The 21412-nt window shown below is 33.6% G+C and carries 17 protein-coding genes; 14 read left to right on the top strand and 3 right to left on the bottom strand.

The genetic code is table 11. The features are described 5' to 3' along the window. Positions 1 to 96 precede the first annotated feature (96 nt). The 12 genes from QRE67_RS13825 to QRE67_RS13770 all read left to right on the top strand — a co-directional run bounded on the left by QRE67_RS13825 (position 97) and on the right by QRE67_RS13770 (position 15362). Positions 97 to 1590 (top strand): sugar ABC transporter ATP-binding protein, encoded by a 1494-nt coding sequence (locus QRE67_RS13825; protein WP_286120732.1) that lies wholly within the window; start codon positions 97 to 99, stop codon positions 1588 to 1590. After that, complete coding sequence (locus QRE67_RS13820; protein WP_286120731.1) at positions 1587 to 2564, top strand: ABC transporter permease subunit; 978 nt, start codon at positions 1587 to 1589, stop codon at positions 2562 to 2564. The genes QRE67_RS13825 and QRE67_RS13820 overlap by 4 nt, the downstream gene beginning before the upstream one ends. Beyond that, positions 2561 to 3559, top strand: coding sequence for an ABC transporter permease (locus QRE67_RS13815; RefSeq protein WP_286120730.1), 999 nt, complete (start codon positions 2561 to 2563; stop codon positions 3557 to 3559). Before QRE67_RS13820 ends, QRE67_RS13815 begins: the two co-directional genes overlap by 4 nt. After that, positions 3556 to 4599 (top strand): autoinducer 2 ABC transporter substrate-binding protein LsrB, encoded by a 1044-nt coding sequence (lsrB, locus tag QRE67_RS13810; RefSeq protein ID WP_286120729.1) that lies wholly within the window; start codon positions 3556 to 3558, stop codon positions 4597 to 4599. Before QRE67_RS13815 ends, lsrB begins: the two co-directional genes overlap by 4 nt. Positions 4600 to 4828: 229 nt before the next feature. Next, positions 4829 to 6850, top strand: coding sequence for a serine hydrolase domain-containing protein (locus tag QRE67_RS13805; protein WP_483298680.1), 2022 nt, complete (start codon positions 4829 to 4831; stop codon positions 6848 to 6850). A 561-nt stretch (positions 6851 to 7411) separates the two neighbouring features. Then, positions 7412 to 7714, top strand: a complete 303-nt coding sequence (locus QRE67_RS13800) for a hypothetical protein (RefSeq protein WP_286120728.1) — start codon at positions 7412 to 7414, stop codon at positions 7712 to 7714. A gap of 119 nt (positions 7715 to 7833) precedes the next feature. Continuing rightward, on the top strand, positions 7834 to 8880 hold the full coding sequence (locus tag QRE67_RS13795; RefSeq protein ID WP_286120727.1) for a DUF2332 domain-containing protein: 1047 nt from the start codon (positions 7834 to 7836) through the stop codon (positions 8878 to 8880). 327 nt (positions 8881 to 9207) lie between these two features. Continuing rightward, a complete protein-coding gene (locus tag QRE67_RS13790; RefSeq protein ID WP_286120726.1) occupies positions 9208 to 10728 on the top strand; it encodes a spore germination protein in 1521 nt (506 codons plus the stop codon). Beyond that, complete coding sequence (locus tag QRE67_RS13785) at positions 10715 to 11818, top strand: GerAB/ArcD/ProY family transporter (protein WP_286120725.1); 1104 nt, start codon at positions 10715 to 10717, stop codon at positions 11816 to 11818. Before QRE67_RS13790 ends, QRE67_RS13785 begins: the two co-directional genes overlap by 14 nt. Then, positions 11815 to 12945 carry a Ger(x)C family spore germination protein gene (locus QRE67_RS13780; protein WP_286120724.1) on the top strand — a complete coding sequence of 377 codons (1131 nt, stop codon included), beginning with the start codon at positions 11815 to 11817 and terminating at the stop codon, positions 12943 to 12945. The genes QRE67_RS13785 and QRE67_RS13780 overlap by 4 nt, the downstream gene beginning before the upstream one ends. A 298-nt stretch (positions 12946 to 13243) precedes the next feature. Beyond that, a complete protein-coding gene (locus tag QRE67_RS13775) occupies positions 13244 to 14674 on the top strand; it encodes an ABC transporter permease (protein WP_286120723.1) in 1431 nt (476 codons plus the stop codon). 10 nt (positions 14675 to 14684) lie between these two features. Then, a complete protein-coding gene (locus QRE67_RS13770) occupies positions 14685 to 15362 on the top strand; it encodes an ABC transporter ATP-binding protein (protein WP_286120722.1) in 678 nt (225 codons plus the stop codon). 418 nt (positions 15363 to 15780) lie between these two features. Here QRE67_RS13770 and QRE67_RS13765 read toward each other — a convergent pair whose 3' ends face one another. Both QRE67_RS13765 and QRE67_RS13760 read right to left on the bottom strand, forming a co-directional pair. After that, complete coding sequence (locus QRE67_RS13765) at positions 15781 to 17220, bottom strand: sensor histidine kinase (RefSeq protein ID WP_286120721.1); 1440 nt, start codon at positions 17218 to 17220, stop codon at positions 15781 to 15783. Next, positions 17213 to 17878, bottom strand: coding sequence for a response regulator transcription factor (locus tag QRE67_RS13760; protein ID WP_286120720.1), 666 nt, complete (start codon positions 17876 to 17878; stop codon positions 17213 to 17215). The genes QRE67_RS13765 and QRE67_RS13760 overlap by 8 nt, the downstream gene beginning before the upstream one ends. A 608-nt stretch (positions 17879 to 18486) precedes the next feature. On the opposite strand from QRE67_RS13760, the gene QRE67_RS13750 reads away from it, so the two are divergent. Next, positions 18487 to 19008: a cysteine hydrolase family protein gene (locus QRE67_RS13750; protein ID WP_286125284.1), complete on the top strand. Its 522-nt coding sequence runs from the start codon at positions 18487 to 18489 to the stop codon at positions 19006 to 19008. Between the two features lie 295 nt (positions 19009 to 19303). Here QRE67_RS13750 and QRE67_RS13745 read toward each other — a convergent pair whose 3' ends face one another. Then, on the bottom strand, positions 19304 to 19858 hold the full coding sequence (locus tag QRE67_RS13745) for a helix-turn-helix domain-containing protein (RefSeq protein ID WP_286120719.1): 555 nt from the start codon (positions 19856 to 19858) through the stop codon (positions 19304 to 19306). Positions 19859 to 20029: 171 nt separating this feature from the next. On the opposite strand from QRE67_RS13745, the gene dsdA reads away from it, so the two are divergent. Beyond that, positions 20030 to 21382, top strand: a complete 1353-nt coding sequence (gene dsdA / locus QRE67_RS13740) for a D-serine ammonia-lyase (protein ID WP_286120718.1) — start codon at positions 20030 to 20032, stop codon at positions 21380 to 21382. The last annotated feature ends 30 nt before the right edge of the window (positions 21383 to 21412 follow it).

The raw sequence follows: 21412 nt of genomic DNA, 5'->3' as shown, positions 1-21412 counted from the left end.
CTAGATATAAAAAAAGGGATATACAATGCTACAAAACAAGTAGAACAAAAAATCAGTTTCTCAAAAATTGTTACCTGAAAAGGTAGGTGAACATATATGGAGTCAGTCCCATTGTTAGAAGTGAAAAATATAAAAAAGATTTTCTCACAGCAGCCAGTATTAAAAGGAATTACATTAGAGCTTAGACAGGGGGAAGTATTTGCTTTAGTAGGTGGAAATGGTGCTGGAAAATCAACATTAATGAAAATATTAACAGGCTTATACTCATGCGATGAAGGTGAAATCAATGTGAAAGGAAAAACGGTAAGCTTTTCAAACACTGCTGAAGCACATCGAAACGGCATCTATTTAATTCCACAAGAGCCACTCATCTTCCCAAATATGACGATTGAAGAAAATATATGTATTGGATTGAAATATAACAAGAAGGACATTCGTGCAAAACTGCACGCTTTGATGGAACAGCTTGGATGGGATTTAAAGCTTCGTACACGTGCATATTCATTATCAATTGCCCAGCAACAATTAGTAGAAATATTGAGAGGACTTATAAGAGAAGCAGAGATTCTTATTTTAGATGAACCGACATCCACGTTAACAGCTCATGAAATTAAGAGTCTCTTTGTTGTGATGAAAAACTTAAAGGAACAAGGCATTGGCATGATTTATATTACACATCGGTTTCCAGAAATTTTTGCAATTGCTGACAAAGTAGCGATTTTGCGTGATGGGATCATTGCTAGTCAAGGTCATGTATCAAGCTATACGTACGACATGTTAGTAGCCGGACTATTGCCAAAAGGTTATAAACCAGTAGAAAATCAAGAGAAATCATACACGGATACGAAACCATCCAAACAAGTATTAGAGGTGAAAGATTTATCTAGCTATGCTTTTCACAATGTTTCACTTCAAGTAAATGCCGGAGATATTGTAGGAATTGCTGGTGTTGTTGGATCAGGTAGAACAGAATTAGCAGAGGTTCTGTATGGCATGATTCCAGTAACAAATGGGGGTGTTTTATTGGAGGGGAGACCGATTACAAATTGGTCTACAAAAAGACGATTAGATGCCGGAATCGTCTATGTTCCTGAGGATCGAGCAGGAAACGGAATTTTTTCGATTGCGTCTGTACAACAAAATATAACATCGGTTTGTTTATATCGCTTAAGTTCCTTCTTTTTAAACCCTAAAAAAGAAAGCGCTTTAACGGAATCGTATATACAAAAATTCCGGATTGTAGTAAACGATACAAATGAAGAAATGGCATCTTTATCAGGAGGAAACCAACAAAAGGTTGTGTTAGGAAAATATTTGGCGTGTGAACCAAGAGTGATTATTCTGGATGAACCAACACGTGGTATTGATGCAAAGGCACGATTAGAAGTATATGCGGCAATTGAAGAACTAAAACGAGCTGGTCTTGCAATTCTTTTAATCTCTTCGGATGCAGAAGAAATAATACAGTTAGCGAACCGTGTATATGTAATGAGAAGCGGTGAGCTATTGTCTCAGTTAGAAGGAGAAGCCATTTCATTAGATCAAATTACCCGTCTTGCCTACGGCGCTGGGGAGGGTATAGATAAATGAAATATGTTACATATGCCATAAGGATGCGTGAAACGTCTATTATTTGTTTGTTACTACTTTATTTTGTATTCGTAGGCTTAATCAATCATGATTTCGTTCAATTTGATACCCTATCCCTTATCATTAAATCTAGCCTTATTTTAGTTATTCTGGCAATCGGTCAATCTTTTGTATTATTCACCAAAAATATTGATGTATCAGTTGGATCTATTATGGGCTTAAGTGCTGCTGTTTGCGGGATGCTTTTAACGAATGGGAATAACGTAGCTACTGGGATAATTGTTACGTTATTGCTAGGTACTGTCATTGGGATCATCAATGGAATTGGAGTGACAAAATGTCGTGTGCCCGCAATTATTATGACACTTGGCATGCTAGGAATTATTCGGGGACTTATGTTGATATACACAGGCGGGAAATGGATTGAAGATATTCCGAACTATTATAAAAAAATGTCTTCCCTAACATGGTTAGGGATTCCAGTCACTGTTTGGACTGTTTTTGGAATCTTATTCATTTCTTATGTGTTTTTAACACGAGTTTCATTCGGGAGATATTTCTATGCGGTTGGAGATAATGAAGACGGTGCACGTCTTATTGGTATTCCGGTAGATATCGTGAAAATCTGTGCGTTTATGATTTCAGGGATAAGTGCAGCGATTGCCGGATGCCTATTTGTGATGAATATTGGATTTGTTCCGAATCAAACGGGAACGGGGATTGAATTACAAGTAATTGCTGCGGCTGTGCTCGGTGGAATTCATTTAAAAGGTGGAACAGGTTCTGTGTTTGGAGCGGCTCTAGGTGCAGTGTTTTTAGAAGTAATTAGTAGTTCACTCGTCTTTTTGAAAGTACCTGCGTTTTGGAACAGTGCAATTTCAGGCTTTTTGCTCTTACTTATTATTATATTAGATAGCACTTTGCAAAAATGGAAGCTGAAAGAACACTTAAAAGAGAGAGGGGTGAATCCATGAAATATGCACGTGGAATTCTGAGGTGGGAAGGTGTGCTACTGCTCTTGTTATTATTAGAGTTTACTCTGTTTAGTTTGGTAAATGCTGATTTTCTGCATATAGGAAATCTGTTATTTAGCATGAATGATTTTATTTTTATTACAATTGCAGCAATTCCAATGACACTTGTAATTGTAACCGGTGGAATTGACGTATCAGTCGGAGCTGTTATGGGGCTTACCTCTATTGTTATTGGTGTACTTTGGATGAATGGAACACCGATGATTTTATCAGTAATCATCGCTCTTCTTATAAGTGCCTTAGCAGGATTAATAAACGGAATCATTATTAAAATGACGGACGTGGAACCACTCGTTGTCACGCTTGGAACCATGTTTTTATATTCAGGGATTGCTCTTGTCATTTCAGGGGGATCTGATGCAACTGGATATGAGGGAATTAGTGGATTACCAGATTCATTTGTACAGCTTGCAAACGGTACTTTCCTTACAATCCCTAATTTACTCTGGTTACTCTTACTTTTGACAGTATTGTTTTCAATTTTACTGCACCGAACGAAATATGGACGTTACGTCGTGCTGACAGGTGTGAATGAAAAGGCTGCAAAGTACTCAGGTATTCAAACGAAAAAAGTTATAATTTTGGCGTACATACTCTCTGGGTTAGGAGGTGGATTAGGGGGGACATTCCTTACAGCATATTTTGGTTCAGCCCGTGCAGATTTAGGTAATGAAGCGATTTTACCAGTTATTACAGCAGTAGTATTAGGCGGAGCTCTCATTACTGGTGGAAAAGGAAGCATACTTGGTACAGTTCTTGCAAGTATCTTTATCGGAATCATGCAGTATGGTTTGCAAATGTCAGGGTTAACAAATGAGCAGTCCAATGTCGTTATCGGTATTATTTTAATCCTTTCTGTTATGATCAGGCACTCCAATTTACAACATATTTTCAGGAAAAGAAAATGGAGATTGCAAAAGGAGGAAGTATCATGAAAAGAAAATTAGGTATCTTTATCGTGATCATAATTTGTATGATTGGACTTATCGCATGTTCTAGCCAAAAATCAGATAAGAAAAAAACCAAAGACGTAAAGTTTGCATTCATTCCTAAATTAACAGGTGTTGGCTTCTTTACATCAGGTGGTGAAGGAGCAAAAGAAATGGGAGATAAACTTGGTGTAAATGTGAAGTATGATGGTCCATCTGAAGCAAGTGTATCAGGCCAAGTAAAATATATTAACAACTTTATTAACCAAAACTATGATGCACTCATGGTTTCATCAACTTCTGTTGATGGGCTTTCGCAATCATTGCAACGAGCAAAGAAAAAAGGGATGACCGTTTTAACATGGGATTCCGATGTGAATCCAAAAGACCGCTCTTTTTATATTAGTCAAGGAACTCCAGAACAACTTGCCAATCTATTAATTCAAATGACTTCCTCACAAATTGGTGATAAAGGAAAGGTAGCATTCTTTTATTCTAGTCCAACCGTAACAGATCAAAATCAATGGGTAACAAAAGCAAAAGAGATTATTAAAGAAAAATATCCGAACTGGGAAATACTTACAACTCAGTATGGAGAAAATAATGCACAAAAATCATTGGCAGTAGGAGAAAGTATTTTGAAAACGTACCCAGATATTAATGCTATTATTTGCCCGGATGCAACGGCACTTCCAGCTATGGCACAAGCAGCAGAAAATTTAAAAATGGATAAAAAAGTCGTTGTTACCGGATTCTCAACACCTAACGTCATGCGTGATTATGTAAAACGCGGAACAGTGCAGCAATTTGGGTTGTGGGATGTAAAACAACAGGGAGCACTTGCAACATATGTTGCAAATGAAATGGTCGTCAAAGGAAAGAAATTGAAAGTGGGAGATAGCTTCGAAGTACCGGGAATTGGGAAAGTGAAGGTAGAGCCAAACTCCATTCAAGGTTATGACTATGAAGCAGATGGCAACGGCATTATTGTATTGCCTGAACGGGTTGTGTTTACGAAGGAGAATATTGAGAAATATAATTTTTAGTAAAAAGAATAGAGTTCCCTTTCCATTTACTGTTAATATGGACAGTAGATAGGAAGGGAGACTTATTTTTTTGTATATTTTAATTAATAAAAGGTACCTTGTAATAGATAGTAGTTAATGGTAATATATGGGTGATGTTTCGTGTAATTAGAATAAGAAAATACAAAGTAAGAAAGGAGCGTAATGAAGTAAGAAATCTATTCATTCAGAAATAAAAGGAGGAATTGTATTGAAAAAAAGAATAGAGAGTAGGAGAAAGTATTTTGGGATTCTAATTATTTTATGTATAAGTTTCTCTTCTTTATTTTTTAGTATGGGTGTGACATCAGTAGAAGCAGCCCATCAAAATTTGCTGGGACCCAATAATCCGAAAGAAGTTGAAACATTTATTGATCAAATTGTTTCGGAAGGAATGGATCAACAACATGTTCCAGGTGCTGTTTTTGTCGTTGTAAAAGATGGAAAGGTAGTATTGCAAAAAGGATATGGATATGCTGATAAAGAAAAGCAAACACCGGTTGATGCAACAAATACAGTTTTTCGTCTAGCCTCGGTTTCAAAAGTATTTACTGCTACGGCAGTTATGCAACTGGTGGAGCAAGGAAAGATTGATCTTCACACAGATATTACGAATTATTTGGGAGGACTTACGTATAAAAATAATTTTAGTGAACCAGTTACGATGGAGAACTTGTTAACTCATACAACGGGATTTGATTATGTTGATCCAAGACCGGATGATATACATGAGAATATTAATCAATATACCCGTCTACAAGATTATGTCGAGAAAAATATGCCTGCGGTTGTACGCAAGCCAGGGGATAGTTTCACATATGACAACTTCGCTTCTATGCTCCAAGGATATATCGTACAAAACACTTCTGGTATGCCATTCTATAAATATATGGCTGCAAATATTTTCAACCCACTACAGATGCAAAACAGTAGCTTTGTAATGACTCCTTTTATTGAGAAAAAACTTGCGACTGGCTATAAGGAAAATGGAGAAGCTATTCCTTTTTATGAAATTAAACCAACAGATATGCCACAAGGTAGTATGTTTTCTACTGGAAGTGATGTTGCAAATTTTATGATTGCACAATTAAATGATGGAAAACGAAATGATAAACAGATTTTAAAGAAAGAATCTGTTCAAGAAATGCATAAGACTCGGTATGCTGTACATCCCAAATATCCCAATATGGCGTATGGTTTTGAATTTTTCTCTCCTCAAAATCATAATGGGCAATATGTGTTTGGAAAAGGTGGAGATATACCAGGTTTTTCTTCATTAATGTGGTTAATACCTGAACAAAAGACAGGAGTTTTTGTTGTATACAATACAAATTCTTCTCAGTTTCGAGATCAACTATTTAAAAAGTTCATGAATCATTATTTTCCGGACTCGTCACCGAAACCAGAAGTTTTAAACCCTTCGAAAGAAGAATTGAAAAAGTTTGAGGGATACTATCGTGACTTGCGAATAAAAAATGTTATTACAAGAGTAGAAGCAAGTGAAGGTAAATTAATAGTAAGTGATAAGTTTAATGGTAAACAGAAACTCAAACAATTGGATCCATTACTGTTTCAAGATGAAACGGGACAATATATGGCTTTTAAATTGAATAAAGATGGAACCATAAAAGAAATGATTTATTGGAATTCTTCTAGTACAGCATTGAAACTATCGGAACCGAAACGATTTCAAGATGTAGGTACTGATAATGCGTATGCACCTTATATTGATTCCTTGCAACTCATGGATATTCTACAAGCGAAGGAAGGCGAGAGCTTTGTACCAGAGGACACGATGACACGTGGAGAATTTGCATCTTGGTTATCAAACACATTATATTTTACACCACCGTCTAAAAACCCTGCTGTTTTCCCAGATGTGGAAGGACATCCGTATGCAGCGCATATCCAAAAATTATATGAGTTAGGTGTATTAAGAGAAAAAGAGGGTGAAAACTTTTCACCAGATCGCGAAATTACAAGGCAAGAAGCAGCTTGGCTTGCTTGGAGCTATATTAAAACGGTGCAATTGCCACCTCCGACACAAGAAGTAACTTTAAAAGGAGAAACGGATGACTGGGCAATTGAGGCTGTTAAAAATATTGTAGCATATCATTTTACTGGTCCTGAAGTTGTGTATAACCAAGATGGTTCAGCCGATTACCTATCTAAACAGCAGATAAAACGGCAAGAAGCGGCAGCACTGCTTTATTATGTGATGCTATGTAGTTAAAGTAAACAGGTGATATAAATGAGAAGGTGTTTTGTTTTATAAGAAATTTTCACTGATTATGCAATAGCTGTTTCGTGCTACTATAAAGAGAAAGGTTCACCCTTTGTATAAGGGTGAACCTTTTTTGTGTAAAGTAGGACTTACTGGAACGAAAAAACAAAATATAAAACACATGAGTAAAAACGAATGGGGAAATTGAATAAAGGAAAAAGAAAGAATGAAATGGAAGGTTAAGAGAAGAAGTGGATATTATGTTTTCTCAAGAACGTAGGGAGAAAATATTACAGACCCTTGAAGTGGAAGGTATAGGAAAGATTTTATAAAAGTTGTGGGTTCCGTATTTCTCAAAGAATCGGGAAGTATGACGGAGAATTTCAATCATTTAATCCTCCGTTAACATGGGATGATTTTCGTCATAAACAAATTGTATTTCGGATTATTGAAGCTAGAAAAGGAAATATAAATATTACTTTTGGTTATGGAAAACATATTAAATTTGATCATGTTGGTTTTCTCGTATCAACGGAAGAGTGTGAAAGAATTTGTGAGCGTGCGGAGAAGTTGCTGTGGAAAGTTAGTAAGGGAGAAAGAAGAACGTTTATTTCGACAATGTATGGTTTTAGAATTGAACTTCAAACAAACTTAGATGCAATAGATAACGATGGGAACATAGAAAAACTGCAAAAACTTGTGATTACAACGAACAAAAATGGATTAGAAAAAGATCTTTCTGTATTATTCGGAAAACAAATTTCTTGTATTGAAACTACATTAGGTAATCCTACATCAATAAAGCAAGCTATTTTTACTGCTACTCCACAAACAATTCTAAAAGATCCTAATGTAGTAGAAATATGTATATGAGATGGGTTTACAATACCGACTGACACATTGAAATAAGAGTATAAAAATGTACAAGTTATTATTTTCATGGTAAAATAATTCTGAATATTGATTCTATTTACGGTTAGGAGGAGATATAAATGCTTAGTTTAGAACAAATTTCCAACTTATTTAGGAACTTTTCTGTTAAAGAATGCAAAGGATCAAGTGATTTATATGAGCACTTATCATTACAAATTTCTGAGGACAGTGAATTGCTTGCACTAGCTTCACATGCTCAGCCAGGACAACCCATTCCGAATTTGTTACTTGGGGCAGTTCACTATTTATTACTGAAAGGAAATAACCATGTATTAAAACAATACTATGCTAGTATCGTCCCAAATCCTGAAAAAAATATGGTACATTCTTTTAAACACTTTAAAGATTTTTGTGAATTGCACAAAGACGAGATTATTTTAATATTAAAAACAAAGTTGGTACAAACGAATGAAGTAAGACGTTGTGCGTATTTGTATCCTAGTTTTTGTTATATGTATAATCAGGTGAAAAAGCCGTTATCATTAATTGAAATTGGCACAAGTGCAGGTTTACAGCTGTTATGGGATCAATATTGTTATTCGTATGGAACAGAAGAAATGTATGGAAATGAAAATTCTAGTGTTCACTTGAAATCTGAAATAAAAGGTGAGAATCAGCCATTTCTATTACAACATAGTCCACCTGTAGCAGAAAGAATAGGACTAGATTTACATATAAATGATGTATCTAATACGGAAGACTATTTATGGTTACGTTCGCTCATTTGGCCTGAACATAAAGAGAGACTTGAAATGTTTGATCATGCTGCTACTTGTTTAAAAGAGCAATCTGTAAAACTAATAGAAGGGGATGGGGTCTCTCTTCTTTCAGAAATTGTAGAACAAATTCCGGAAGACTCGGTAATTTGTATATTCCATACACATGTAGCGAATCAAATACCTGAACATATAAAACATGAACTAGTGGAGCAGGTTAAGAAGATTGGCAATTCACGTGATGTGTTTCATCTCTATAACAATATGTGGGATAGAGACCTTCATCTTGATTACTTTATAAACGGGAAAGAATATAACGAAACAGTTGGGGAAACAGATGGACATGCGCGTTGGTTTAGTTGGAAGCTAGAAGATAAATCGTTATGCTAGGATACATATGTAAGATCATATATATAGAAAAGGAAAGAACAGCCGATATTGGTTGTTTTTTTTCATTGTAGGGGTACCACACAATTCTTGGACCTTATCTAAAACTGTTTTTCTTTATTATTTTTGAAAGAGTAGATATATCAGGGGAAGTTCTAAAAACCCTAGGTCATTTTAATTCTGGAAAATATAACTGAATTTTATGATATTAAGGAGAGGTCATTCACGTTTATTAAACATCTTTAGAATAATATACAAAATAAATTAAAATACTACAGATAGTTATAAGGACTTTATGGAATTTATTATATGAAGGATCAGGTGAAGATAATGAGATTGTCTAAACAAAACGCTCAAAAATTAAAAAGACAATATGGTCCTATCTCTACAACACAGTTACCTGATATTAAGCACATAATAAATCAAATATTTGACCAAAGTGCTGATTTAGTTGAACATCCGTTACAATTAAAAACTGAAACACATATAACATTATATTATTTCGAAGGACTGACAGACGGTATTGCATTAAAAGATAATGTTATTTATCCATTACTACATAGGTTAGATGAGGATGATAAGGTATTTCAATCTAATATTATTGCGACATATACAAAAGAAGTTTTTACATGGAATGAAGTTATAGATAGCCTGTTAGAAGGACAAAGTGTGTTATTTATGGATGGACAGCTAGGTGCACTTGTTATTAATACAAAAGGGTGGTCTGAAAGGGCAGTACAAGAACCAGTTTCAGAAGGTGCTATTACAGGATCACATGATGGTTTTATAGAAAATGCCTCCAAAAATATAGGATTGATTCGCCGCTATATCCCTTCTGTAGAATTAAAAATTAAAAAATTACTGGTAGGAGAACGTGCAACTATTCCTGTCTATTTAATTTATTTAGGAGACGTAGCTAATGATACTGTTATTCAAGAAGCAGAAACAAGAATACAAGAAATTCAAACAGATACGGTTCTTAGTATAGGGGAGCTTTCTCATTACATTAATGATCGTCTTTTTACACCATTTCCACAAAGTTTATTAAGTGAACGTCCAGATGCAATTGCAAATCATATCCTTGATGGGAAAGTTGCAATCTTAATTGATCGATCTCCAATTGCAATGGTGATTCCTGTGAATTTAATAGGGTTCTTTCAAACACCTGATGATTATAATGTTAATTGGAGTATTGCCTCTTTCATACGTTTACTGCGATTTTTAGGTTTCTTTATTGCAATTTTTTTACCAGCCGTATACATTGCTATCGTTTCTTTTCATTTTGAAATTATACCATTAGATTTATATATATCTATCGCAAAATCGAGAGTTAGGGTACCTTTTTCTCCTATGATAGAAGCGTTAATTATGGAAATCACTCTAGAAATGCTGCGTGAAGCTGGAGTACGCTTACCACAGCCTATCGGACAAACCATTGGCATTGTGGGTGGTATTGTAATTGGTCAAGCGGCTGTTCAGGCAGGCATTGTGAGTAATATTATGGTGATAATCGTTTCTATTACTGCCATTGCGTCTTTTATTGTTCCAAATCATGACTTATCTAGTTGTATTCGTCTCATTCGTTTTCCCATGATGCTGTTAGCTTATGTTTATGGAATTGTAGGTATTGTGAGTGGAACAATGATATTAATCGCACATATTGTTACGATAAAATCGTTTGGTACACCATATGGCGTCCCTCTATCTCCATTCCGACTAAAGGATTTAAAAAACGCATTTGTTCATTTTCCAACTCCATTACTTACAACTCGTCCATCGGCATCTAATCCAAAACAAAAGAAAAAGAAAAACCTACAATCTAACAAAGGTGATTCTAATGAACAATCCTAAAATGGCAAGATTAACACTTATACAATATATTTTATTTATTCATTCCATACAAACTGCATCTGGTCTATTAGTACTGCCTAATACTGTTGTAGCTACTGCTGGTACAGATGGTTGGATTTCTATTGTTTTAGGGTGGATAGTTACAAATATAGTTGGAGTTCTTATTATTTTCACTATGAATAAAAATCCAAACATGAATTTTTTTGATTTAATGATTCAATGTTTTGGTAAGTGGCTAGGTAAACTTATGATACTCTTATATAGTTTTTATTTAGCTTTTGCAGGGGTTAATACTTTACTAAAAGTAATTGATATGGTAAAAGTATGGATTTTTCCATCCATGCCCTCTTATCAAATTATTATATTGTTGATCATTCCCTTTTATATTTTAGCTAGAGATGGCATACAAGCAATTGCAAGATATAATGAATTTGTGTTTTTATGTACCTTGATGTTACCTGCAATTCTTTTGTTATCGTTAAAAAGTGGTTATTATCCTCTTCACCTGCTCCCAGTAATAAAACATGGATGGTTTCCGGTTTTGCAGGGGGTAAAAGAAATGATTACGCCCTATGCCGGGTTGGAAATAGCATATTTTTTGTACCCTTTTTTACAAAAAAAAGAAAAGGCAGTTACAGGAATTATTATAGCGAATACATTAACAATGCTATTGATGCTATATGTAACCATTCTATGCTTTTTACATTTTAGCCCAGAGGGAATGCATACCCTTATTTGGCCTGTGTTTTATTTATTGAAAGGTATTCGGTTTGCATTTTTAGAAAGATTCGAAATCATTTACACTTCTTATTATTTATTAGTATTTTCTACTACATTTATCCCTTATTTATATTTTGCTACGTATTCCGTTACAGCTATTTCTAAAAAAATTCATTATAACAAAGTCCTAATCAGTTTCATTCTAATAATCATTTCTATATTCTTTTTCCTTAGATTAAATTCAAATCAATTTATATATGTATATGAATTTACGGATAAATTAAACCTTATTTTCTTTATAATAATTCCAATACTGTTGTATATATATGTACATATCTCCAACATGCATATCAGGAGGAAACACCAATGATAAAAAAACAGGTATATATAATCATATCAACATGTTTTATCTTTCTTTCTGGATGTAATGGGCGTGTGATATTAGAAAATGTTTCTTTAATTTTGTTAATCGGTGTTGATAAAGCACCTGAAGGAAATCTAATTGTGGGCACGAGTACGGCTCTCTTTAAAACTAAAAACGGAAAAAATACTACAGAGGAATTAGTTGAAGCCCCCTCTATGTATAGTGGGTTTTCAAAAATGGATGTAAAAACTACTGGTTTGTTGACTTCAGCAAAAGCGGAAGTGCTGTTAGTGGGTAAAAATTTAGCCCAAAAAAATCATTGGGTGAATGAACTTGATCCGCTTTTACGGGATCCATATAGTTCTTCAAATATACAAATATTATTAGTGAATGGGACAATAAAAGAAATATTTAATTTAAAAGTAAAAGAGAGTGATTCTCTTCCTATGCATATAAAAAAGTTAATACATTCCTCTATTCATGATAACAGAACTGTTTCTACAAGCATTCAAGAATTAAATAGGCAACAAAATGAAGAAGGAATGACCCAAACTATGCCTTTAATTAAAAGAGAAAAAGATAAAATTCGAGTAGAAGGCATTGGATTTTTAAATAATAAAGGAAGATATGTAACACATATGGCCGGGAAAGATGTTCCTTTATATAATCTCTTAAATAACAAGAACAATCGTGGACGTATGATATTTCATATAACTCTCAATCGTTCTAAAAATCACCAACATCAAATTGTCACCGCATTAGTAGAAAATGCAAAAAGAAAAATCAATGTTGCTTATAAAGGTGGGAAATTCCACTTTGATATAGATATAGGCATGGATTTATCCATTATTGAAAGGACCCATGCTAAATCTAGTATGACTGTTAATAAACAACAACAAGAAACTATAAAATTAGAACATCAAATAAAAGAACAAGTGAATAAACAATTAATGAATATTATTAATAAAATGCAAAAGCATGAACTAGACCCGTTAGGTTTAAGTATGTATGCCAAAGCATATCAATATAAAGAGTGGGAAACGACAAAAAAAGATTGGGTAAAGGTTTTATCTAAATCTGATATACATATTACTACAGATATAAAAATCCAAAATATTGGGGTTATAAGATGATAATGGTTTTGGTTCAAAGAATACTGTTGTTGTGTACACTGAGAATATCCATGAATAAAGGATGTGTTTCACAATGACAAAAATATGTTTTATAAAATAATGATTGAATTGAACCGGACAATATTCGGTTCTTTTTCGTAACTAGGCTATTATCTTTAAATAACTATAGTAAGAATAAACACTACAACATAAAACCTCTCCAGATAAACTCCTCTATATCTCTAGATAAACTCCTCGATATCTCCATATAGACTCCAGATGAGTCCTATAAATTAGAGATATCAAGGAGGTTATAAAAATGAATTTTATCAAACGCGCATTTTTAAGTGTACAAGCAAGAAAGGGAAAATCTCTTATCTTATTCACTGTTTTTGTAGTTGTTACTAATTTAGTATTAGCAGGATTCGCAATACAAAATGTATCAAAAACAGCGAATGATCTCGCTAGAAAAAAATTAGGAGTTGACGTGACCCTAGGATTAGATGGAGATAAATTTCAACAATACGCATTAAAACAGAGGGAAGAACGTCCAAATGAAAGAATACAACGACCAGAAATTTCTACAGAAGAAGCAGATAAGTTAGCTAAATCATCATATGTAAAAGATTTCAACTATATAAAAAATGATATGGGTTTAGCAGATGGCTATACACCTATTAATAATGATAAAGAGGGAAACGCGATGATTGGATCCGTAGATGGAAGTCAAAGGAAAATGCCAAATACATCCATTGAAGGCGTGAGAACTTCTGATCTATTGAAAGAATTTAAAGAAGGAACGTATAAAGTTAGTAAGGGACGTCCAATAACAGCAGAAGATAAAAATAAGAAAGTGGCCCTAGTTGAAGAACAGTTAGCCGAACATAACAATCTACAAGTTGGTGATAAGTTAAAGATCAAAACATCAGATGAAATATCGGTAATAGAATTGGAAATCATAGGGATTTACAAAAGATCCGATGTGAATAGCATTGAGGAAACGGCACCGCCGATGATGCATCTATCTAATAAAGTATATGTTTCGTACGAATCATTGAAAGGATTTTCAGAAAATGAAGATATGAAGGGCACACCAATTGATCAAGCCATTTACTACTTAAAGGATCCAGATCATATCGATGCTTTTAAAGCAGAGGGAAAGAAAACAGGTATTGACTTTGATCTATTTAAACTAGATGCGCATGATGCATTATATCAAAAAATGGTAGGTCCTATTGAGAATATAGCATCCACTTCGAAATGGATTGTATACCTAGTCTCAATTACAGGATCCATTATCTTAGGTCTGATCATTATGTTGACCATAAAAGAACGACGGAGGGAATTAGGAATCTTACTGGCGATTGGTGAGAAAAAAGGGAAATTAATAGGACAACTCTTAGTAGAAGTATTATGTATAGCTGTTTTAGCATTTGGCATTTCTATATTTACAGGTGGAACAGTATCTCAAAAAATGGGAGACAGTTTATTACAGAAAGAAGTTACTTCTTCTGAAGAGCGACAACAGCAGGAAGCAAATAATCGAGGAGGATCAATTGCGATGTTTGGGATGAATAATGATCAAGATCAAGATGTGGATCCTATTGATAATATTGATGTAAGCGTAACATCTCAAGATGTGCTGAATTTAGGAGGATTAGGTTTAGGAATCGCAATCTTATCAACAATTCTTCCAGCATTATCGATTCTTCGATTGAATCCAAAAGAAATTTTATTAAAAGATGAATAGGGGGATACATATGGACACTATTTTACAGTTCAAAAATCTGAATTACCATTATCAAAGTAATAATAAAAAAATTACCATATTAGATAATGTGAACTTTTCATTTCAAAAAGGACATTTTTATACCATTTTAGGACCATCGGGATCAGGAAAAACAACTGCACTTAGTTTAGCAAGTGGATTAGATATCCCAAGAGGTGGGTATGTATTATACAAAGGAAGAGATATACGGAAGATAGGCTTGGATACTTATCGAAACCAACATGTTTCGATTATCTTTCAATCATATAATCTCATTACGTATATGACCGCTCTTCAAAATGTAGTCACCGCAATGGAGATTACAGGGGTCAATGTGAAAAACAAAAAAGAAAGAGCGCTTGAGTTATTAGGTAAGGTAGGGCTGACAGAAGTAGAAGCAAAAAGAAAGGTATTACAGCTTAGTGGTGGTCAGCAACAGCGTGTGGCGATTGCTCGTGCATTATCTTGTAATGTAGATTTATTAATTGCGGATGAACTAACTGGGAATCTAGATCAAGAAACTTCCATGGAAATTATCGAGTTATTTAAAGAGCTTGCTCATACAGAAAATAAATGTATCATTGTAGTCACTCATTCACAAGAGGTGGCGAAACAATCAGATAAAGCGGTGTATCTCGAAAAAAGAAATTTAGTAATCAAAGAGTTATAAGGAAAATGAATACTAAAAACGTAAAACTTGTTTCGGTACTACTGTTAAATAAAAAATAAGAAGGTAAATGTAATGAAGTTCCCAATGAATGAGCATAAGTTATAAATAATACATGCTTGAAGATTCTATATTTTAAAATATAGAATCTTTTTTTGTTATGTACTGTTGTTACTTAATCGTTTACTTTGGTCCTTATAAATATTCCCTTTCTCTTTTTTGTTCCTTTCTGAGTATATGAACAATTTAGGATTAGATTCAAAGATGAGAGTTAAACATAAATGAAGTTATGCCAAGAATAGGCATGACATCACTTATGTTTAATTTTGAGTGTTTATGAATATGTAAATTTATTGAAAAACAAATAAAAGTCTCAATCTCATTTCTATAGGATGAAATGAGATTGAGACTCTTTTGTTGTTTACTTTATGGATAATGGAATGGTAACTAAAAATTGCACTCCTTGTTCTGTATTTTTCATAGAATACATGATAAAAAGGGCTTCGAAAATTTGCTGTACAATATATAACCCTAATCCACTCCCGCCAGTATTTCGATTTCGTGATTTTTCGATTCGATAAAATGGTTCGAAGATATGTTGTATATCTTCTTCTTTAATTTTTACACCTGTATTGATGACTTGCATTTGGATGTGGTTTTGTTTTGAATTCTGAGTTAGCTTTATATATACTTCCTCGCCATGCGGTGAATACATAATCGCATTATGAATAATGTTTTTACAAGCTTTTTCTAAAAGAATACGATCTGTATAAACAAAGAGGTCAGAATCAATTTGTTTTATCATTTGAATGTCTTTTTGAGAAGCAAAAAATCCGAGATCTTTTGTGATTGTATTAATTAATTCCGAAAGATTTACTTCTTCCAATTGCAGTTTAAAGGTATGTTGTTCTAATTTTGACATGCTTAAAATCTCACGAACTAGTTGTTCCATACTTTCAATAATTTGGTGATTTTTCTTTAAGTATTGATCGCGATTTTGATACGGGCCAATATTATATATCATCCCTTCTAAGTATCCTTTCATAACAGTGAGAGGAGTCTTTAATTCATGTGCTACAATTGCAAAAAATTCCCTGCGTTTTGTTTCTAATTCTCTTTCTTTTTCGATATCGCTTTTTAATTGCTGATTCGCTTTTTGTAAATCAAGCATAGTTTGTTGTAAATTAATTGACATATCATTCAAGCTATTGGATAGTTCTCCTAATTCGTCCATAGAACGAACCTCAATTTTTTCGGAAAAATCCAAGTTTGCCATCTTTTGTGCTCCCTCATTAATATAAATGAGTGGTTTTGTAATGAACCTCGAATATAAATAAGCACTTCCTACACCAATAACAATTACAATGATACTAATATAGGGAATGAAACGCACCAAGACCTGCGTGGCTTCATCAATAGGTTGAAATGTCGCGGACACTACGAGCGTTAGGGTAACATCTTGGAATTGAATATCATATGATTTGCGCAGGTTATCTGAATTCCCTAAGGGTGTTGTTTTAGCAAATAATTTTGCTTGGGTATTTCCTTGAATAAAAGAGAAAGAAGGAGAATAAATAATTGTTCCTTCATTATTTTGAAGATAGATCATTGCGTTATTTTTTTGTGTGTATTCATCAAAAAGGGGTATTGCATTTTGAAACGTAAGATCCTTAGATTTATCAATTATTTCTTCTATTCCTGTTTGAATCTGATCTGTTTTATACTGTTCATAAAATGTAGGGAGAAAGAAGTACAACGTTAAATAAATTAGGACTGCAAAGGCTAGCAAAATAACGGATGTAACAAGAAAAAGTTTATAAGTAATACGCTTTATGCCCATGATTTCCAATATATTATTCATCGAGTTTATACCCAATGCCCTTTACGGTTTTAATGTAGGGGATACCTAATTTTTTGCGTATATTTTTAATATGTGTATCTATAATTCGTGTTTCCCCACAATATTCGTACCCCCAAGCTTTTTCCACTATACTTTCTCGTGGGAGCACTTTTTTCTCATTCTGAAGTAATAGTTGTAGAATCTCAAACTCTTTTGTAGTCAACGGAATTTCAATGTCATGTACATATACTTTATATGCATCATAATCTACATGCAATTCTTTGAAAATCACGTGATTCGTTGTACTTTGGTCATAACTCCTTCTAAGGACAGCTTCGACTCGTCTAATCAGAACATGGAAAGAAAAAGGTTTCGTAATATAATCATCGATTCCAAGATCAAAGCCTTTCATTTGATCTTGTTCTTCTTCTAACGCAGTTAGCATAATAATTGGTATATTTGACTGATTTCGAATCATTTTGGCAACTTCAAATCCGTTAAGGTTTGGCATCATCACATCCAAAAGAATTAAATCAAAGGATTGCTTATTAAATTGTTTCATTCCTTCTAATCCATCTGATGCAATTTCAACAATATAGTTTTGTGTCATTAAAAACTGTTTAATTAATTCTTGAATTTCTTCGTCATCTTCTACTACAAGAATATGATAGTTCCTCATTGTATCACCTCTTGTAGCATTATAACCGTGTTATCTGTAGTTTATGTGGAGAAGCATTCGATATAATACATAGAAACCATAAAGAGACTTCATAGGAAAACTATATTTATTTCATACCAGCTCCAGATTTAAGAGATAGGATACAAACATAATTCTTACTTTATTAGATGCAAAATTGTTAATGGTAAAATAATTATAAAAATCTCCACAAAAACTTTACATAATCTCCATTGTAGCTCCAGATAATGACCGTACAATAAAATCATCCCAAGAAAACAAAGGTGATAAAAGTAAAATTGATACAATTTATATAATGCATTGCACACACCCTCTATAACATCTTTATTTTTATCACTGAATAGTCACTCCATAGCTAAAAAAAGAGGATCAAATTGATTCTCTTTTTTTTGGTGTATTCGATAACTAGGTATTGGAAATTCACCACAGAGCGCTATTGTTTATTTACAAGCATTACAGCTTTTGAAAAAGGTTATAAAGTAACACTTATAGAAGAGGTAACTGGAGCGGTGAATGATGAAGAACCATATTGAAGTTCTATGCTATGATGAATGTGTATATTTTTATATAAGGGAAGGGAGTTATATATGATGAAAAAAGCGCTTATAGTAATAGATGTGCAAGAAGGAATGTATACAGTAGGGGTTCCTGTACATCATGGTAAAGAATTGCTAGAAAAGTTGAGTGATGTAATTGATCAATGTCGTTCTCATAATATACCAGTTATTTACGTGCAACATAATGGACCAAAAGGACATCCATTAGAAAAAGGAGAAAGTGGATGGCACATTCATTCTAAAATCGCTCCAGTATCAAACGAGGTCATTGTTGAAAAGGAAACACCGGATTCTTTTTATGAAACAAATCTTCGTGAAGTGCTGCAAAAAGAAGAGATTGAACAACTTATTATTTGCGGGTTACAAACAGAATATTGTGTAGATACAACTGTACGTAGAGCTTTTAGTGAAGGCTATAAAACGACGCTTATTCGTGATGCGCATAGTACGTTTGATTCCGAACAATTAGGTGCAGAACAGATTGTTCTACACCATAATAAAGTATTAGGTTCGTTTGCGGATATAGTAGATTTAAAAGATTTAAGGCTAAATTAGAAATGCTACATATGTAAGACTGTACTGAAGGGGAAAGTAATTAATTCTTGGATAGATGAATATTCAATTTTACAGCAGTTAGTGGTAATAAATAGTTCTGAGTATGTTTTGACGAAATGTAAGCGATCTTTTCTAGGAGAAACTCCTAGAAAAGATCGCTTATTTCTACATATAAAAGAATTTTTTGTATAAAAATTTACAGTGGCCCTTATATCTATAATAATTTACGCATTAACATAATACCTTTTCATATGCCAACTAAATTAGAAATAAAATAAACTCAATTGATAAAGAATTAAAAAGTAGGAGGGGTTATTGCAAAGATGACTACTGCCTTCTTTTTGTATGGATTTTCCCATTTATGCTTCATATAAGAAGGGATTTTCACACTATCACCTTTATGTAAAGTTAATATCTCGTGGTTCAAATATAGAGTAACAGTTCCCTCTAAAACAAATGATATCTCCTCCCCTTTATGCGCCATTAATTTTTCGGAAGAAGAAGACTGAGGCGATAAAGTCATAAGGGCCAGTTCAAGGGATCCAGTTAAATCGGGAGATAATAATTCGTATGATAAATTTTCACTTTCAGGAAAGTTGATTTTTTTTCGTTGGTCAGCCCTTACAACTAAACTTTGTGCACTTGTATCTTCCAAGAAGAAATTAAACATAGGAATATTTAATGCTACAGATATTAATTTAAGAGTTTGCAGGGATGGGTTTGCTGATCCTTTTTCAATTTGACTTAACATTGAAGGGGTTACATTGACTAATGTAGCTAGTTCTCGACTACTCAAGCCTTGGTCTTTTCGATATGCTGCTATTTTTTGGCCGACATTTATATCGTTCATGTTTATTCTCCTTTTAAATGAATCATTATAGAGTTTAATTTAATTAAATTAAATTAATATATATTTAATAATTGTGTTTCGTGTGTTAAACTCAATTTAATTATAATAAATAAAATTAAATTTTAAAATGATAACATGCATTAGTAAGAATGAAGAAGGGGGACTATATAAATGAATAAGGTTGACAGCAAAGCTATACAAATATTAAAAGAGAAACACCCTTTACTAAAAAAACTCATGGTGATGGATGAGGTGTTTTGGATCAATCCTAATAAAGAAGGGTTTGAAATAGGAATTAAAAAGTCTCCGCTTACTAAAGAGGATGTAAAGGACGCTGAGGAGAGATTAGAACGTTTTGCTCCATATATCGCGAATGTTTTCTCTGAAACAAAAGACATGAATGGAATCATTGAATCTCCTTTAGTAACAATTCCTTCTATGAAACAACATTTAGAACAAGAGTACGAACAACATATATTAGGTGAATTATTGCTAAAATGTGATAGTCACCTTCCGATTTCAGGGTCTATTAAAGCAAGAGGTGGAGTTTATGAAGTTCTTAAACATGCAGAAGATTTAGCTCTTAAACAGCATTTATTAACTGAACAAGATGATTATTCGATTTTAGATAGTGAGGAGTTTCGCACTTTCTTTTCACAATATTCAATTGCAGTAGGTTCAACGGGGAATTTAGGGCTTAGTATTGGCATCATGAGTGCAAAGTTAGGATTTAATGTGACTGTTCATATGTCTGCTGACGCAAAACAGTGGAAAAAAGAGTTACTTCGAAGTAAAAATGTCACAGTTATTGAATATGAAGCGGATTATAGTAAGGCAGTAGAGGAAGGAAGAAGGCAAGCAGAAGGGGATCCTATGTGCTATTTCATTGATGATGAGAATTCGCACCATCTATTTTTAGGATATGCAGTGGTAGCTTCACGATTGAAAAAACAATTAGAAGAGTTACAAGTAACAATAGATGAAGACCATCCTTTATTTGTTTATCTTCCATGTGGAGTAGGTGGTGGTCCAGGTGGGGTAGCATTTGGTTTGAAATTATTATATCAAGATCATGTACACATTTTCTTTGCAGAACCTACTCACTCTCCATGTATGTTGCTTGGTTTAATGACGGAACTTCATGATAAAATTTCTGTACAAGATTGCGGTATTGATAATGTAACAGACGCAGATGGTCTTGCTGTGGGAAGACCTTCCGGATTTGTTGGTAAAATCATGGAACCTTTCTTAAGTGGATCTTATACGGTTAGCGATGAGGAGTTGTATAAGTTACTAAAGGAACTAGCTGATACGGAGGACATATATTTAGAACCTTCTGCATTAGCAGGTATGATAGGTCCAACTAAATTATATAAAGAAGGAATTAACTATTTATATAATTGTAATTTAGAGGGGGAATTAAGCAATGCTACACATATTATTTGGGCTACTGGTGGTAGCATGGTACCCAAAGAAATGATGATGGAATATTATAAAAAAGGTTTAAAATTATCGAGAAAATAATAAAAGGAGGACGTCATTCGTAACAGGAGG

The sequence above is a fragment of the Bacillus sp. DX3.1 genome, assembly GCF_030292155.1.
Classification (GTDB): Bacteria; Bacillota; Bacilli; order Bacillales; family Bacillaceae_G; genus Bacillus_A.
Note: the sequence above shows the minus strand (reverse complement) of the source record. Positions and strands in the feature narration are given on the sequence as shown.

Bases quoted from the DNA above. Each gene is read 5' to 3' on its own strand.
- QRE67_RS13780 (WP_286120724.1), top strand. From the start codon at position 11,815: ATGATAAAAAAACAGGTATATATAATCATATCAACATGTTTTATCTTT.
- QRE67_RS13775 (WP_286120723.1), top strand. From the start codon at position 13,244: ATGAATTTTATCAAACGCGCATTTTTAAGTGTACAAGCAAGAAAGGGA.
- QRE67_RS13820 (WP_286120731.1), top strand. From the start codon at position 1,587: ATGAAATATGTTACATATGCCATAAGGATGCGTGAAACGTCTATTATT.
- QRE67_RS13815 (WP_286120730.1), top strand. From the start codon at position 2,561: ATGAAATATGCACGTGGAATTCTGAGGTGGGAAGGTGTGCTACTGCTC.
- QRE67_RS13770 (WP_286120722.1), top strand. From the start codon at position 14,685: ATGGACACTATTTTACAGTTCAAAAATCTGAATTACCATTATCAAAGT.
- lsrB (WP_286120729.1), top strand. From the start codon at position 3,556: ATGAAAAGAAAATTAGGTATCTTTATCGTGATCATAATTTGTATGATT.
- QRE67_RS13745 (WP_286120719.1), bottom strand. From the start codon at position 19,858: ATGAACGATATAAATGTCGGCCAAAAAATAGCAGCATATCGAAAAGAC.
- QRE67_RS13750 (WP_286125284.1), top strand. From the start codon at position 18,487: ATGAAAAAAGCGCTTATAGTAATAGATGTGCAAGAAGGAATGTATACA.
- QRE67_RS13790 (WP_286120726.1), top strand. From the start codon at position 9,208: ATGAGATTGTCTAAACAAAACGCTCAAAAATTAAAAAGACAATATGGT.
- QRE67_RS13795 (WP_286120727.1), top strand. From the start codon at position 7,834: ATGCTTAGTTTAGAACAAATTTCCAACTTATTTAGGAACTTTTCTGTT.
- dsdA (WP_286120718.1), top strand. From the start codon at position 20,030: ATGAATAAGGTTGACAGCAAAGCTATACAAATATTAAAAGAGAAACAC.
- QRE67_RS13760 (WP_286120720.1), bottom strand. From the start codon at position 17,878: ATGAGGAACTATCATATTCTTGTAGTAGAAGATGACGAAGAAATTCAA.
- QRE67_RS13785 (WP_286120725.1), top strand. From the start codon at position 10,715: ATGAACAATCCTAAAATGGCAAGATTAACACTTATACAATATATTTTA.
- QRE67_RS13825 (WP_286120732.1), top strand. From the start codon at position 97: ATGGAGTCAGTCCCATTGTTAGAAGTGAAAAATATAAAAAAGATTTTC.
- QRE67_RS13765 (WP_286120721.1), bottom strand. From the start codon at position 17,220: ATGAATAATATATTGGAAATCATGGGCATAAAGCGTATTACTTATAAA.